The organism is Ectopseudomonas alcaliphila (assembly GCF_900101755.1).
Lineage (GTDB): Bacteria > Pseudomonadota > Gammaproteobacteria > Pseudomonadales > Pseudomonadaceae > Aquipseudomonas > Aquipseudomonas alcaliphila.
This window is the reverse complement of the sequence record NZ_FNAE01000001.1, coordinates 589,687-603,373: the sequence shown is the minus strand read 5'-3', so window position 1 is coordinate 603,373 and position 13,687 is coordinate 589,687. Positions and strand designations below refer to the sequence as shown.

Here is a 13,687-nt window from a genome sequence, read left to right as displayed (position 1 = left end):
TATGAGGGCAAGCTTTCACTAGGCTTTCATGGCGACAAGTTTTTCGGCAGCCAGTTGCCGAGGCTGGAGAGGTCATTCTGATACTGATTCAGTTGCCGCTTTGGCAATTGAGCAATTCACAGCAGCCGTGGCGGCGCTAAACTGCGCGCCTTTAACGATGCTGCAGCTGGAGGTGGCGGTGCGGATTCTGCTGGTCGAAGACCATCCGCAATTGGCGGAAAGTGTGGCCCAGGCGCTCAAAGGTGCTGGCTGGACGGTGGACGTGCTGCACGATGGCGTCGCGGCTGACCTTGCGCTGTGCAGCGAAGAGTACGCCTTGGCGATTCTCGATATCGGCCTGCCACGCCTGGATGGCTTCGCCGTTCTGGCGCGCCTGCGTGATCGCGGCCAGACCCTGCCAGTGCTGATGTTGACTGCACGTGGCGAGGTCAAGGACCGCGTGCATGGTCTCAACCTCGGTGCCGATGACTACCTGGCCAAACCCTTCGAAGTGACCGAGCTGGAAGCGCGGGTCAAGGCGCTACTGCGGCGCAGCGTACTCGGCGGCGAGCAACTGCAGCGCTGCGGCGAGCTGGTCTACGACCTTGGGGCACGGCGTTTCAGTCTCAATGGCGAGGCGCTGAGCCTGACTGCTCGTGAACAGGCGGTGCTGGAGGCAATGATCGCCAGGCCCGGCAGGGTGATGAGCAAGGAGCAACTGGCGGCGCAGGTGTTCGGTCTGGACGAGGACGCCAGTCCGGATGCCATCGAAATCTACATTCACCGTCTACGCAAGAAGCTCGAGGGCAGCGCCGTACGCATCGTCACCTTTCGCGGTCTTGGCTACCTGCTGGAGGCGGTCGAGGCATGAGTCGTGGCGTCAGCCTGCGTGGACGTCTGCTGCGGCGCCTGGCGCTGCTGTTGTCGCTGATCCTGCTGCTGAGCAGTTTCAGCGCCTATTGGAGCGCGCGGCGTGCAGCCGATACGGCTTATGACCGCACGCTGCTGGCATCGGCGCGCGCGGTGGCCGATGGTCTGTATGCCGACAATGGCCGGTTGCGCGCCAATATTCCCTACGTCGCGCTGGATACCTTCGCCTACGACAGCGCCGGGCGTATCTACTATCAGGTGCTCGACCTGCAGGGTAATCATGTTTCCGGCTATGAGGACCTGCCACCAGCACCGCCGGGCACGCCGCGTACCGACGATTATCCGGCGCTGGCGCATTTCTACGATGCCCAGTACCGCAGACAGGGTGTGCGTGTGGTCAGCCTGCTGCAGCCGGTCAGCGAACCGCAGCTCAACGGCATGGCCGAGATCCGCGTGGCGGAAACCCAGGGCGCACGCGAGCGTATGGCCCGTGAGTTGCTGATCGGCACCCTGTGGCGCATGGGGCTGCTCTCGTTCAGTGCGCTGCTGCTGGTGTGGTTGGCAGTGAACCTGGCCCTGCGGCCGCTGGAGGCGCTGCGCCGGGAAGTGGCCGAAAGGGCCAGCGACGACCTGCAGCCGCTGCCGGACAGCGGTCTGCCGCGCGAGGTGCTGCCGCTGGTGGAGGCATTGAACCAGTTCAACGAGCGCTTGCGCGGGCTGTTCGAGCGGCAGTCGCAGTTCATAGCCGATGCCGCCCATGAGCTGCGCACGCCGCTGGCGGCATTGAAAGCGCGCATCACGCTGGGCTTGCGAGCTGAGCAGCCCGAAGAATGGCGCAGCACCCTGGAGCAGGTGGCGCAGCAAGGTGATCGTCTGACTTCGCTGGCCAATCAATTGCTGTCCCTGGCGCGTATCGAGAGCGGTGCGCGAGCCATTACCGAAGGCGGCGCGCAGCGTATCGACCTCAGCCAGCTGGCGCGCGAACTGGGTCTGGCCATGGCGCCACTGGCTCACGCTCGCGGCGTCGCGTTGGCGCTGGAGGCCGATCAGCCCGTGTGGGTCGATGGCGAGCCTACGCTGCTCAACGAGCTGCTGAACAACCTGTTGGACAACGCGTTGGCGCATACGCCAGCTGGCGGCAACCTGATCATCCGCGCACTGGCGCCGTCGGTGCTAGAGGTCGAGGACGACGGTCCGGGCATTCCCGAGGCCGAGCATGAGAGGGTTTTCGAGCGTTTCTACCGGCGCAGCAACCTGGGCCATGGTGCCGGTCTCGGTCTGGCCATCGTCGGCGAGATCTGTCGCGCCCACCAGGCTCGGATCAGTCTGCATCAGGCACAGCCGCATGGTCTGCGGGTGCGGGTCGAGTTTCCGCTGTCAGTGGCTGAGGCTTAGCGGCTGCTGAATCTCCAGCAGATACTGGGAAACCTTGCCACTGTCGCGCAATTGCTTCAGGCCACGATTGAAGCGTTGCATCAGCTCGGCATTGCCCGGCACTTCGCGCGACAGCAGCAGATGCAGACTGTCGCTGCGCAGGGGCTTGCGATGAAAACTCAGGCGCTGGCGTTCGGTAGCGCTGAATTTCTGATAGAGCAGGTCGAAGCCCACCACCTTGTCCACGGGAAACAGATCGATGCGTCCGGCCAGCAGTTGGCGCAGGCCCTGTTCATCGCTGGTCAGGCGCATCACCTTGAGTTCACCTGCGGCTTCAGCGCGCTCAAACGCCTCGCCGTAGTCATAACCGCGAGTGCCGGCAATGCGCAGGCCGCGCAGATCCTTGAGATCGTCCCAGTCAAACGCATGGGCCTTGCGATGAAACAGGTAGTAGCCGCTTTCGACCACCGGCTCGCTGATGTGAAAGCGCTGTTCACGTTCGGGATTGGCAAGCCAGACGGCGCTGCCGTCGCGCAGGCCCTGTTCGGCCATTTTCAGGGAGCGTATCCAGGGGTGAAATTCCCACTGCACCTCGACGCCCTGCAGCGCGAACGCCTCGGCGACGATGCGTGAGGCCACACCATGGTGGGGCAGGGTTTTACCGAGATAGGGTGGCCACTCGCCGTTGGTCAGACGTACTTGCTCGGCAGCCTGGGCGCTGCCGAACAACAGGACGAGCAGGACGAATGCGTAACGCATGGCTCTACTTCCTCAAGCGAGTGGCTTGAGTGTAGAGGCGTTCTGCCATCCGTGGCGAGAGGCTTTTATTGCAGCATGCTCATGGCCGCTTCCATGGCGGCGGAGAGGTCTTCGTCGGCCTGCATGTCGACCTGCGGATCGAGGCCGAGCTTGGCGAACGCCGGGACCTTGCTCCAGTCCAGCTGGGTGTAGGGGTGCTCGCTGCCCAGGTAGCTCTGCAGCGTGGCGACCTGGACGATATCGACGTAATCGACCTTGGCCGAATCGCGAGTGAAGTCCAGATACTGGCTCGGCACGATGGCGATGGGCTCGGGAAATTCCCAGGTGCGCAGGATCTTGTCGCCGATGATCGGGTGGATCTGCTCGATCACATGGTTGAGGCTGATGGAGTCGGCCAGCAGCTCGTTGTGTTCTTCGGCGTAGGTGAGAATCGGCAGCACGCCGATCTGGTGCACCAGGCCGGCGAGCGTGGCCTGATCGGGCATCAGGCGGGTGTAGTGACGGCACAAGACGTGGCAGATACCGGCGATCTCGGTGCTCTTGTTCCACACCTCGCGCATCTTGCGGTCGACCACGTCGCTGGTGGCCTGGAACATCTGCTCCATGGCCAGGCCCGTGGCCAGGTTGCAGGTGTAATTGATGCCCAGACGGCTGACGGCCATCTGCAGGTCGGTGATTTCCTTGTTGCTGCGCAGCAGCGGACTGTTGACCACCTTGATGATGCGCGCGGTGAGCGCGGCATCGTTACCGATCACCTTGCTGATCTGCGGGATGCCGATATCCGGATCTTCCGCAGCCTCGCGAACCCTCAGCGCCACTTCGGGCAGGGTGGGCAGCACCAGCTCATCGTTCTCGATGGCGTGGATCAGTTCCTGTTGGACTTTTTCGGCAAGCTTGCTCATGAAATGGCTCTCTTAGGCGATCCGATGCGGCGCCGGGGAAGTTTAGTCAGCGCTGGATTTCCTGGTCGGCATCCAGCTGATAAGGCAGGTCGAGCAGGGTCAGCGTCGGGCCTTCACTGCCGCCGAGATGAATGCGACCGTCGTTGACGGCGTCTTCCTGCAATACGGCGAGCAGCTCGATGACGTCGCCGGCCTGGGCCGCCAGCACCACTTCGCCAACGCTGGAGCCATGCACCGGGGAGAACAATTCGACGCCGACGGCCGGTAGCTCTGCAGCGACCAGGCGCAGGCGTTGCAGGCGGCGCTTGAGCTTGCCCAGGTACTGCATGCGCGCGACGATTTCCTGGCCGGTGTAGCAGCCTTTCTTGAAGCTTACGCCGCCCAGGGCCTGCAGGTTGATCATCTGGGGGATGAACAGCTCACGTGTGGCGCCGAATACCTGGCCCACGCCCGCGCGTACCTGCGCCAGCAACCAGTCGTTCAGTGGCGCGTGCGGCAGCTGGGCTGCCAGGCGGGTTTGCAGGCCTTCGGCTTCGGCAACTGGCGCCCAGAGTTCGGCGCGGCCATCGCTCAGGCGTACGGCGAGCAGTTGTCCGGCGCTGGCCAGGCAATCACTGGCAGCGCCCAGTTGCAGGCCAAGCTCGCTCAGTACGGCATCGGCGCCTGCCAGGCCAAAACGGATCCAGGCGGCGCTTTCGTCGCTGAGCTTGGATTTGGAGAACACCGCATATTTCTGCAGATCGGCCTGCTGCGACTCGATCAGCTCGCGTGCCATGGCCAGCAGGTAGCCGTCTTCCACCGGGACGATGCGAAAACTCGACAGCATGCGACCCTTGGGCGTGCAGCGGGCGCCAAGGCTGGACTGGCTGGCACTGAGGTAATTGAGGTTGCAGGTCACTTGGCCCTGCAGGAACTTGGCTGCGTCCGCGCCGCGTACTGCGAGCAGGCCTTCGTGATCGAGGAGGGTGAAGTAAGCGCTATCGGCCATGATGCAAATCGAATCACTGAATAAGGGTCAGGGGCGTCATCATAGTGGGCGGGGTGGGGCCTTGTCAGCGCAATTGCGCAGTGTCTCGGTGAACAGCGAGGCAATTCGCCGTTATACTGCCGCCCTCGTTCGAGGAGTCCGTTGCATGGTTGAGCAAAGTGAACTGAATCGCCTGTTCTGGCATAGCCGCCGTGGCATGCTGGAGCTGGACGTACTGCTGGTGCCTTTCGTCAAGGAGGTGTACCCGAGCCTGGATGCCGAGAACCAGGCGCGCTACCGCAAGCTGCTGGAGTGCGAGGATCAGGACATGTTCGGCTGGTTCATGCAGCGCGGCGAACCCGAGGATGCCGACCTGCGCCATATCGTGCGCATGATCCTGGATCGTGTCCAACCCAAGTGATGCCTTCGAGTGCCGTTGGCAGCCATCACGCTGGCTGCTGAGGCTCTATCTGTCGGTCCTGGCGCTGGCCTTGTTGGCGCCGTGGCTGGCCGACATTCCCATCTGGTCAAAGCTGCTGTCACTCGTGGCATGCCTGGCACATGCGGCTTGGGTGCTGCCGCGACATGTCCTGTTGACTGCGCCGCAGGCCATCACGGGTTTGCGCCGTGATGGATTCGGCTGGCACCTCTACAGCGTTGCAGCAGGCTGGCAGGCGGTGCAGCTACGCCCGGACAGTCTGGCGTTGCCGCTGGCGGTGGTGCTGCGGTATCGCCTGCCAGGCCAGCGCTTCAGTCGCGGGTTGTGCATTGCCCGCGATGCGCTGGCGCCCGAGCAGCACCGGCGCCTGCGCTTGCGTTTGAAGTTCAGCCGGCGGCGTTGGGCTGAGCCTGGGGCGTCGGCGTCAGAATAGTGTCGCGGGCTTCGGCCAACTGCTCGGGGTAGTCGAGGGTGTAGTGCAGGCCGCGGCTTTCATGGCGCTGCATCGCCGAGCGGATCATGAGTTCAGCCACAAGCGCCAGGTTTCTTAGCTCGATCAGGTCGCGACTGACCTTGTAGTTGGAATAGAACTCGTCGATCTCGTCCAGCAGCAGGCGCACGCGGTGTTGCGCGCGTTGCAGACGCTTGTTGGTGCGCACGATGCCGACGTAGTCCCACATGAAGCGCCGCAGCTCGTCCCAGTTGTGGGCGATGATCACGTCCTCGTCGGAGTCGGTCACCTGGCTGGCGTCCCAGTCCGGCAGGTTGGTGGGCATGTCGATAATGTCCAGCTGCTCGGCGATATCGGCGCAGGCAGAGCGTGCGTATACGAAGCATTCGAGCAGCGAATTGCTGGCCATGCGGTTGGCGCCATGCAGGCCGGTGAAGCTGGTTTCGCCGATGGCATACAGGCCGGGCACGTCGGTGCGGCCGTGCTGGTCGACCACCACGCCGCCGCAGGTGTAATGCGCCGCCGGTACGACCGGGATGGCCTGCCTGGTGATGTCGATGCCAAAGCCCAGGCAGCGTTCGTAGACGGTGGGGAAGTGACTCTTGATGAACTCGGCGGGCTTGTGGCTGATGTCCAGGTACACGCAGTCGACACCCAGGCGCTTCATTTCATGGTCGATGGCGCGCGCGACGATATCGCGCGGTGCCAGTTCGGCGCGTTCATCGAAACGCTGCATGAAGCGTTCGCCATTGGGCAGCTTGAGCAGGCCGCCTTCGCCGCGCACGGCTTCGGTGACCAGGAAGCTCTTGGCCTGCGGGTGATACAGGCAGGTAGGGTGGAACTGGTTGAACTCCAGGTTGCCGACACGGCAACCGGCACGCCAGGCCATGGCGATGCCGTCGCCGCAGGCACCGTCCGGGTTGCTGGTATAGAGGTAGACCTTGGCCGCGCCGCCGGTGGCAAGAATCACGAAGCGCGCGCTGAAGGTGTCCACTTCGCCGCGCGCACGGTCGAGCACGTAAGCGCCCAGGCAGCGGTCGCCGTCCAATCCGAGCTTGCGCTCGGTGATCAGGTCGACGGCAACGCGTTGCTCCAGCAGTTCGATATTCGGGCGTTGCCGGGTCTGTTCCAGCAGGGTGTTGAAAATCGCCGCACCGGTGGCGTCGGCAGCATGGATGATGCGCCGATGGCTGTGGCCGCCTTCGCGGGTCAGGTGGAACTCGAAGCCGCCGTCCTCGCGTGCGGTTTCATCGTCACGGGTAAAAGGCACGCCTTGATCGATCAACCACTGGATAGCCTCGCGGCTGTGCTCTACCGTGAAGCGCACCGCGTCTTCGCTGCACAGACCTGCGCCGGCATTGAGGGTGTCGGCGACGTGGGATTCGACCGTGTCGGTATCGTCCAGCACGGCTGCCACGCCACCTTGCGCCCAGTAGGTCGAGCCATTGGCCAGCTTGCCTTTGCTCAATACCGCGATGCGCAGATGGGACGGTAAGGTGAGTGCGAGGGTCAGGCCGGCAGCACCGCTGCCGATGACCAGAACGTCATGCTGGAAATGTTGGCTCATGTCCGAGTTCCGCGTGAAAGCGAGCCCTAGTATATAGAGAGGGGCAGCGGCACAATAGCCAGCTTATGACCGACCGCGGTGCTCGGGAACTTTCTTAGTCATTAAGGTTCCATAGAGGGTCGCCCATATAAGGGAGAGCGCATGCGCGTGCCTGCATCTGAAGTCAGCGGAGGGTGTGGAAATGAGCGGCGATAAGATTATTTGCGCGAGCGGAAAGGTTCCGCTGGCGCCATTCCAGGCAGAGGGAAGAAAACTCTGCGGGAAGCTTGCTTGGAGGGGAGAACTTTTGCGTAAGACCCGAGTCTATCTTGGCAAGCTGATTCGCTTACGGGCGCAAGCCTCCTCCAAGCGTTACGAGGAGAATGCATGCTAACCCAGGAAGATGATCAGCAACTGGTCGAGCGAGTGCAGCGTGGTGACAAGCGTGCCTTCGATCTGTTGGTGCTGAAGTATCAGCACAAGATCCTCGGTCTGATCGTGCGATTCGTGCACGACACCCACGAGGCTCAGGATGTCGCTCAGGAGGCGTTCGTAAAAGCCTACCGAGCGCTTGGAAACTTTCGCGGTGACAGTGCGTTCTATACATGGCTGTACCGCATCGCCATCAACACGGCGAAGAATTATCTGGTGTCCCGCGGTCGGCGGCCGCCAGATAGTGATGTCAGTAGCGATGACGCGGAGTTCTATGATGGCGATCACGGCCTCAAGGACATCGAGTCACCGGAGCGGGCATTGCTGCGCGACGAGATCGAAGCCACCGTGCATCGAACCATCGCCCAACTGCCGGATGATTTGCGCACGGCCCTGACCCTGCGTGAGTTCGAAGGCTTGAGTTACGAGGACATTGCAGGCGTCATGCAATGCCCGGTAGGCACGGTGCGTTCGCGGATATTCCGTGCACGTGAGGCAATTGATAAGTCCCTGCAACCTCTGTTGCAGGAAACCTAAGGCAGCGGCGACAGCCAAGAGAGGAACACCATGAGTCGTGAAACCCTGCAGGAATCGCTGTCCGCGGTGATGGATAACGAAGCGGACGAACTGGAACTGCGGCGTGTGCTCGCAGCCAGCGAGGATGGCGAGCTGCGTGGCACCTGGTCGCGTTACCAGGTCGCCCGTGCAGCCATGCATCGTGAACTGTTGGTGCCGCAACTGGACATCGCATCTGCGGTCTCCGCGGCGCTGGCCGACGAAGCCGTTCCGGCACGCAAGGCGCCGATCTGGCGTAGTGTCGGTCGCGTAGCCGTGGCAGCATCGGTGACCGTTGCAGTGCTGGCGGGTGTGCGCTTCTACAATCAGGATGACCTGAGCGGCGCTCAACTGGCCCAGCAGGAGACTTCTCCGGTACTCTCGGTACCTCAGGTCCAGGGTCCTGCACTGCTCGCTGGTTACAACAGCAGCGAGGAAGCCGGCGAAGCCGCCGAAGCAGGCACTGCCAGCTGGCATGAGCAGCGCCTGCCGAACTACCTGCGTCAACATGCGCAGGAAGCCGTGATGGGTACCGGTGAAACCGCTCTGCCTTATGCTCGGGCTGCGAGTCTGGAAAACCGCTAAGCGCTAAGGAGTCACATGCGCGCGATTCCCCTCTACCTTCTCGGTGGTCTGCTGGCGTTGCCGGTTCAGGCCTCCGAGGTGCAGGACCTGCTCGGGCGTCTCGCTGCGGCGGAGCGCCAGCAAAGCTTCCAGGGCACGTTCATCTATGAGCGTAATGGGAGTTTTTCTACCCATGCCGTGTGGCATCGGGTGGAGGAGGGGGGCGCAGTTCGCGAACGCCTTCTGCAACTCGATGGGCCTGCTCAGGAAGTGCTGAAAGTCGATGGTCAGGCTCAGTGCGTCACTGGCGCGTTGGCCGACCAGGTCAGTGAAGGGCAGGCATGGCCTGCTCGCCAGCTGGATGCCGAGCAACTGAGCGACTGGTATGACATTCGTGTCGCTGGCAAGTCGCGCATTGCCAATCGTCCAGCGGTCGTTCTGGTGTTGGCCCCCAAGGACCAGCATCGCTACGGCTTCGAATTGCATCTGGATCGTGAGACCGGGCTGCCGCTGAAGTCCCTGCTGTTGAACGAGCGCGGCCAGCTTCTGGAACGCTTCCAGTTCGCCCAACTGGATACTTCTGTACCGGCTGAAAATGCCATGCAGCCTAGCTCCAGCTGCAGGCCGGTGCGGTTCCGCGCTGCCGACAGCATGGACGAAGGCAGTTGGCGATCCGACTGGTTGCCGCCGGGTTTCACTCTGACCACTGCGCAGGTGCGTCGCGGGCCTGCCGCTGATGACTCCGTCACCTATCTGATGTACGGCGATGGCCTGGTGCGATTCTCGGTTTTTCTCGAGCCTCTTAAAGGTCGCGTCGTCGAAGACGCGCGCAGTCAGTTGGGTCCAACCGTCGCCGTTTCGCGACGGATGAGCACCGATGCGGGTGACGTGATGGTTACCGTGGTCGGTGAGATTCCTCTGGGGACTGCCGAGCGCATAGCCCTGTCGATGCGCGCCGGAGTGCCTGAACAGGCTAGCCAATGATCGAAGAGCAGGGGCGTGTAGTGGCGCTCGAGCCCGGCGCTGTCTGGGTCGAGACGCTGCGCAAGAGCACCTGCTCGAGTTGTTCGGCCAATGCGGCGTGCGGTCAGGGGCTGATGGATCGTCTCGGCGTAGGTCGACAGCGCGGTTATGTCCGTGCCCTCAATCAGTCGCAGTTGGCAGTTGGCGACACCGTGATCATCGGAGTGCGCGAGGATCTGCTGGTGCGCAGCTCTCTCTTGGTCTATCTGCTTCCACTTCTTGGTCTGTTCGCCGCCGCGCTGTTGGCGGACGGTTTCGGTCTGTCTGAGCCTCTGGTGATTCTCGCTGGCCTGAGTGGTCTGCTTGCCAGTTGGCTGCTGGTTCGCTGGCGCGCTGCTCGCGTTGCCGAGAACCCCTCGTTGCAACCCGTTGTCCTACGTACGCTGCTGGTGCCTGCGCCAGTGGCGGGTTGAGTGTGTCCGAGTTTTACATGGGGAGTCGTAGTTCGATGAGAAAACTCAAGTCCATTGTGCCGCTGCTGGCGGTAGCCTTGCTCTGGGGGCAAAGTCTGTTGGTTCAGGCCAGTCTGCCTGACTTCACCGATCTGGTAGAGGAAGCCTCGCCTGCGGTGGTCAATATCAGTACCCGCCAGAAGATGCCCGAACGCGCCGTTGCTAGTCAGCCGGGCCTGCCTGATCTGGAAGGCCTGCCGCCGATGTTCCGCGAGTTCTTCGAGCGCAGCATTCCACAGATTCCGCGTAACCCAGGTGGTCGTCAGCGCGAGGCGCAGTCGCTGGGATCCGGTTTCATCATCTCGCCGGACGGCTACATCATGACCAACAATCATGTGGTCGCCGATGCCGACGAGATCATCGTGCGACTGTCCGATCGCAGCGAACTGGAAGCCAAGCTGATCGGTGCTGATCCGCGCAGCGATGTCGCGCTGCTCAAGGTCGAGGGCAAGGACCTGCCCGTGGTGCGCCTGGGCAAGTCCGATGAGCTGAAGGTCGGCGAGTGGGTGCTGGCCATCGGTTCGCCGTTTGGCTTCGATCACTCGGTGACGGCGGGTATCGTTAGCGCCAAGGGGCGTAACCTGCCGAGCGACAGCTACGTGCCGTTCATTCAGACCGATGTGGCGATCAATCCAGGGAACTCCGGTGGTCCGCTGTTCAATCTGCAGGGTGAAGTGGTGGGTATCAACTCGCAGATCTTCACCCGTTCCGGCGGTTTCATGGGGCTGTCCTTCGCTATCCCGATGGAAGTGGCCATGCAGGTGGCCGATCAGCTCAAGGCTGACGGCAAGGTCACCCGCGGCTGGCTCGGTGTGGTGATTCAGGAAGTGAACAAGGATCTGGCCGAGTCCTTCGGTCTGGACAAGCCGGCTGGCGCGCTGGTCGCGCAGGTGCTGGAAGATGGTCCGGCGGACAAGGGCGGCCTGCAGGTCGGTGACGTGATCCTCAGCCTCAATGGCAAGCCGATCATCATGTCGGCTGATCTGCCGCATCTGGTTGGCGGCCTGAAACCGGGCGATAAAGCCGAGCTGGATGTCGTGCGTGACGGCTCGCGCAAGAAACTCAACGTCACCGTCGGCACGTTGCCAGAGGAGGGCCAGGAGCTGGCGTCCTCCGGTTCGGCGCAGGGTGGCGAGCGCAGCAACAACCGTCTGGGCGTCACGGTGGTTGAACTGACTGCCGAGCAGAAGAAAGGCCTCGACCTCAAGGGTGGTGTCGTCGTCAAGGAAGTGCTCAATGGTCCGGCGGCCATGATTGGCCTGCGTCCCGGTGACGTGATCACTCACCTGAACAATCAGGCCATCGATTCCACCAGCGCCTTCACCAAGGTGGCGCAGGACCTGCCGAAGAATCGTTCGGTATCCATGCGGGTGCTGCGTCAGGGGCGTGCCAGCTTCATCACCTTCAAGCTGGCTGAGTAATTCAGGCAATGCGGTAGAGGGGCGCTTTCGAGCGCCCTTCTTCGTATCTGCACCAGCGCTGTGCAGACGTGACGCGGTCGCGAGGGATCGGGTACAATCCCCGGCTATTTTCGGCAAGCGTCTTGCCTATGCCTTCTTCGAGTGTTGATCTGTGAGTGACCTGAGTCATATCCGCAATTTTTCCATCATTGCCCACATTGACCACGGCAAGTCCACCTTGGCTGACCGTTTCATCCAGATGTGCGGCGGCCTCACCGCGCGTGAAATGGAGGCTCAGGTCCTGGACTCCATGGATCTGGAGCGTGAGCGCGGCATCACCATCAAGGCTCACAGCGTCACGCTTCACTACAAGGCGCAGGACGGCAAGGTCTACCAACTGAACTTCATCGACACCCCGGGCCATGTTGACTTCACCTATGAAGTCAGTCGCTCGCTGGCCGCTTGCGAAGGCGCGCTGCTGGTAGTCGATGCCGGTCAGGGCGTCGAAGCGCAATCGGTTGCCAACTGTTACACCGCCATCGAGCAGGGCCTTGAGGTCATGCCGGTGCTGAACAAGATGGACTTGCCTCAGGCCGACCCGGATCGCGTCAAGGACGAGATCGAGAAGATCATTGGCATCGACGCCACCGATGCCGTGGCCTGCAGCGCCAAGAGCGGCATGGGCGTGGACGAGGTTCTCGAGCGCCTGGTGCACACGATTCCAGCTCCGACTGGCGATATCGAAGCACCGCTGCAGGCGCTGATCATCGACTCCTGGTTCGACAACTACCTGGGCGTGGTCTCGCTGGTGCGTGTGCGTCATGGCCGCGTGAAGAAGGGTGACAAGATCCTGGTCAAGTCCACCGGCAAGGTGCACCTGGTCGACAGCGTCGGTGTATTCACCCCGAAACACACCGCCACCGCTGATCTGAAAGCCGGTGAAGTAGGCTTCATCATCGCCAGCATCAAGGACATTCATGGTGCGCCGGTGGGCGACACCCTGACCCTGTCCACGACCCCAGAGGTCGAAGTGCTGCCGGGCTTCAAGAAGATCCAGCCGCAGGTCTACGCCGGGCTGTTCCCGGTCAGCTCCGACGACTTCGAGGACTTCCGCGATGCCCTGCAGAAACTGACCCTCAACGATTCGTCGCTGCAGTACATGCCGGAAAGCTCCGATGCCCTGGGCTTCGGCTTCCGTTGCGGCTTCCTCGGCATGCTGCACATGGAGATCATCCAGGAGCGCCTGGAGCGCGAGTACGACCTCGACCTGATCACCACCGCGCCGAGCGTGATCTACGAGCTCGAGCTCAAGACCGGCGAAACCATCGTCGTCGACAACCCCTCCAAGCTACCGGATGTCTCTTCGGTCACCGATTTCCGCGAGCCGATCGTCAACGCGACCATCCTGGTACCGCAGGAGCACCTGGGTAACGTCATCACCCTGTGCATCGAAAAACGCGGCGTGCAACGCGACATGCAGTTCCTCGGCAGCCAGGTGCAAGTGCGCTATGACATGCCGATGAACGAAGTGGTGCTGGACTTCTTCGACAAGCTCAAGTCCACCAGCCGCGGTTACGCTTCGCTGGACTATCATTTCGATCGCTACCAGTCTGCCAATCTGGTCAAGCTGGACGTACTGATCAATGGCGACAAGGTCGATGCCCTGGCCCTGATCGTGCACCGCGACAATGCGGCCTACAAGGGCCGTGCGTTGACCGAGAAGATGAAGGAACTGATTCCTCGGCAGATGTTCGACGTGGCGATCCAGGCAGCCATTGGCGGTCAGATCATCGCGCGGACCACTGTCAAGGCGCTCAGAAAGAACGTACTGGCCAAGTGTTACGGCGGCGACGTGAGCCGTAAGAAGAAGCTGCTGGAGAAGCAGAAAGCCGGTAAGAAACGCATGAAGCAGGTCGGTAACGTGGAAATTCCACAAGAAGCCTTCCTTGCTGTGCTCAGGTTGGATAGCTAAGG

Annotated in this window: 14 protein-coding genes; 10 read left to right on the top strand and 4 right to left on the bottom strand. The window is 62.1% G+C overall.

Annotation, left to right across the window (positions count from 1 at the left end; genetic code table 11):
* The first annotated feature begins 178 nt into the window (after window positions 1-178).
* Together BLR77_RS02880 and BLR77_RS02875 are read left to right on the top strand one after the other, a co-directional pair.
* Window positions 179-850, top strand: coding sequence for a response regulator (locus BLR77_RS02880; protein ID WP_074676742.1), 672 nt, complete (start codon window positions 179-181; stop codon window positions 848-850).
* The gene (locus tag BLR77_RS02875; protein ID WP_074675380.1) at window positions 847-2,244 is read left to right on the top strand and encodes a sensor histidine kinase; all 1,398 of its coding nucleotides are present in this window, start codon (window positions 847-849) and stop codon (window positions 2,242-2,244) included. Before BLR77_RS02880 ends, BLR77_RS02875 begins: the two co-directional genes overlap by 4 nt.
* On the opposite strand, the gene BLR77_RS02870 is transcribed toward BLR77_RS02875, so the two are convergent.
* The 3 genes from BLR77_RS02870 to ygfZ all read right to left on the bottom strand — a co-directional run bounded on the left by BLR77_RS02870 (window position 2,227) and on the right by ygfZ (window position 4,872).
* Entirely contained in the window at window positions 2,227-2,982 is a 756-nt protein-coding gene (locus BLR77_RS02870; RefSeq protein ID WP_074675379.1) for a substrate-binding periplasmic protein, read from the bottom strand. The genes BLR77_RS02875 and BLR77_RS02870 overlap by 18 nt on opposite strands.
* Before the next feature lie 65 nt (window positions 2,983-3,047).
* Complete coding sequence (locus BLR77_RS02865; RefSeq protein ID WP_074675378.1) at window positions 3,048-3,884, bottom strand: HDOD domain-containing protein; 837 nt, start codon at window positions 3,882-3,884, stop codon at window positions 3,048-3,050.
* A gap of 46 nt (window positions 3,885-3,930) precedes the next feature.
* Window positions 3,931-4,872 carry a CAF17-like 4Fe-4S cluster assembly/insertion protein YgfZ gene (gene ygfZ, locus BLR77_RS02860; RefSeq protein ID WP_074675377.1) on the bottom strand — a complete coding sequence of 314 codons (942 nt, stop codon included), beginning with the start codon at window positions 4,870-4,872 and terminating at the stop codon, window positions 3,931-3,933.
* A gap of 145 nt (window positions 4,873-5,017) precedes the next feature.
* Between ygfZ and BLR77_RS02855 the strand changes: the two genes are divergently transcribed.
* The gene (locus BLR77_RS02855) at window positions 5,018-5,272 is read left to right on the top strand and encodes an FAD assembly factor SdhE (RefSeq protein WP_017677771.1); all 255 of its coding nucleotides are present in this window, start codon (window positions 5,018-5,020) and stop codon (window positions 5,270-5,272) included.
* On the top strand, window positions 5,256-5,723 hold the full coding sequence (locus BLR77_RS02850) for a protein YgfX (protein WP_074675376.1): 468 nt from the start codon (window positions 5,256-5,258) through the stop codon (window positions 5,721-5,723). The genes BLR77_RS02855 and BLR77_RS02850 overlap by 17 nt, the downstream gene beginning before the upstream one ends.
* Here BLR77_RS02850 and nadB read toward each other — a convergent pair.
* A complete protein-coding gene (nadB, locus tag BLR77_RS02845; protein WP_074675375.1) occupies window positions 5,677-7,308 on the bottom strand; it encodes an L-aspartate oxidase in 1,632 nt (543 codons plus the stop codon). The two genes, BLR77_RS02850 and nadB, sit on opposite strands and share 47 nt — an antisense overlap.
* A gap of 366 nt (window positions 7,309-7,674) precedes the next feature.
* On the opposite strand from nadB, the gene rpoE reads away from it, so the two are divergent.
* The 6 genes from rpoE to lepA all read left to right on the top strand — a co-directional run bounded on the left by rpoE (window position 7,675) and on the right by lepA (window position 13,685).
* A complete protein-coding gene (rpoE, locus tag BLR77_RS02840) occupies window positions 7,675-8,256 on the top strand; it encodes an RNA polymerase sigma factor RpoE/AlgU (RefSeq protein ID WP_017677768.1) in 582 nt (193 codons plus the stop codon).
* Between the two features lie 30 nt (window positions 8,257-8,286).
* On the top strand, window positions 8,287-8,859 hold the full coding sequence (locus BLR77_RS02835; RefSeq protein ID WP_074675374.1) for a sigma-E factor negative regulatory protein: 573 nt from the start codon (window positions 8,287-8,289) through the stop codon (window positions 8,857-8,859).
* Between the two features lie 15 nt (window positions 8,860-8,874).
* The gene (locus BLR77_RS02830; protein WP_074675373.1) at window positions 8,875-9,822 is read left to right on the top strand and encodes a MucB/RseB C-terminal domain-containing protein; all 948 of its coding nucleotides are present in this window, start codon (window positions 8,875-8,877) and stop codon (window positions 9,820-9,822) included.
* The gene (locus BLR77_RS02825) at window positions 9,819-10,274 is read left to right on the top strand and encodes a SoxR reducing system RseC family protein (protein WP_074675372.1); all 456 of its coding nucleotides are present in this window, start codon (window positions 9,819-9,821) and stop codon (window positions 10,272-10,274) included. The genes BLR77_RS02830 and BLR77_RS02825 overlap by 4 nt, the downstream gene beginning before the upstream one ends.
* Window positions 10,275-10,309: 35 nt before the next feature.
* Complete coding sequence (locus BLR77_RS02820) at window positions 10,310-11,734, top strand: DegQ family serine endoprotease (RefSeq protein WP_074675371.1); 1,425 nt, start codon at window positions 10,310-10,312, stop codon at window positions 11,732-11,734.
* A 151-nt stretch (window positions 11,735-11,885) separates the two neighbouring features.
* On the top strand, window positions 11,886-13,685 hold the full coding sequence (lepA, locus tag BLR77_RS02815) for a translation elongation factor 4 (protein ID WP_074675370.1): 1,800 nt from the start codon (window positions 11,886-11,888) through the stop codon (window positions 13,683-13,685).
* Window positions 13,686-13,687: the final 2 nt, after the last annotated feature.

What these genes read in the sequence shown, in the direction of transcription:
- BLR77_RS02875 (WP_074675380.1), top strand. Translation starts at nt 847, where the DNA reads ATGAGTCGTGGCGTCAGCCTGCGTGGACGTCTGCTGCGGCGCCTGGCG.
- BLR77_RS02870 (WP_074675379.1), bottom strand. Translation starts at nt 2,982, where the DNA reads ATGCGTTACGCATTCGTCCTGCTCGTCCTGTTGTTCGGCAGCGCCCAG.
- BLR77_RS02865 (WP_074675378.1), bottom strand. Translation starts at nt 3,884, where the DNA reads ATGAGCAAGCTTGCCGAAAAAGTCCAACAGGAACTGATCCACGCCATC.
- ygfZ (WP_074675377.1), bottom strand. Translation starts at nt 4,872, where the DNA reads ATGGCCGATAGCGCTTACTTCACCCTCCTCGATCACGAAGGCCTGCTC.
- BLR77_RS02855 (WP_017677771.1), top strand. Translation starts at nt 5,018, where the DNA reads ATGGTTGAGCAAAGTGAACTGAATCGCCTGTTCTGGCATAGCCGCCGT.
- nadB (WP_074675375.1), bottom strand. Translation starts at nt 7,308, where the DNA reads ATGAGCCAACATTTCCAGCATGACGTTCTGGTCATCGGCAGCGGTGCT.
- rpoE (WP_017677768.1), top strand. Translation starts at nt 7,675, where the DNA reads ATGCTAACCCAGGAAGATGATCAGCAACTGGTCGAGCGAGTGCAGCGT.
- BLR77_RS02835 (WP_074675374.1), top strand. Translation starts at nt 8,287, where the DNA reads ATGAGTCGTGAAACCCTGCAGGAATCGCTGTCCGCGGTGATGGATAAC.
- BLR77_RS02830 (WP_074675373.1), top strand. Translation starts at nt 8,875, where the DNA reads ATGCGCGCGATTCCCCTCTACCTTCTCGGTGGTCTGCTGGCGTTGCCG.
- BLR77_RS02825 (WP_074675372.1), top strand. Translation starts at nt 9,819, where the DNA reads ATGATCGAAGAGCAGGGGCGTGTAGTGGCGCTCGAGCCCGGCGCTGTC.
- BLR77_RS02820 (WP_074675371.1), top strand. Translation starts at nt 10,310, where the DNA reads ATGAGAAAACTCAAGTCCATTGTGCCGCTGCTGGCGGTAGCCTTGCTC.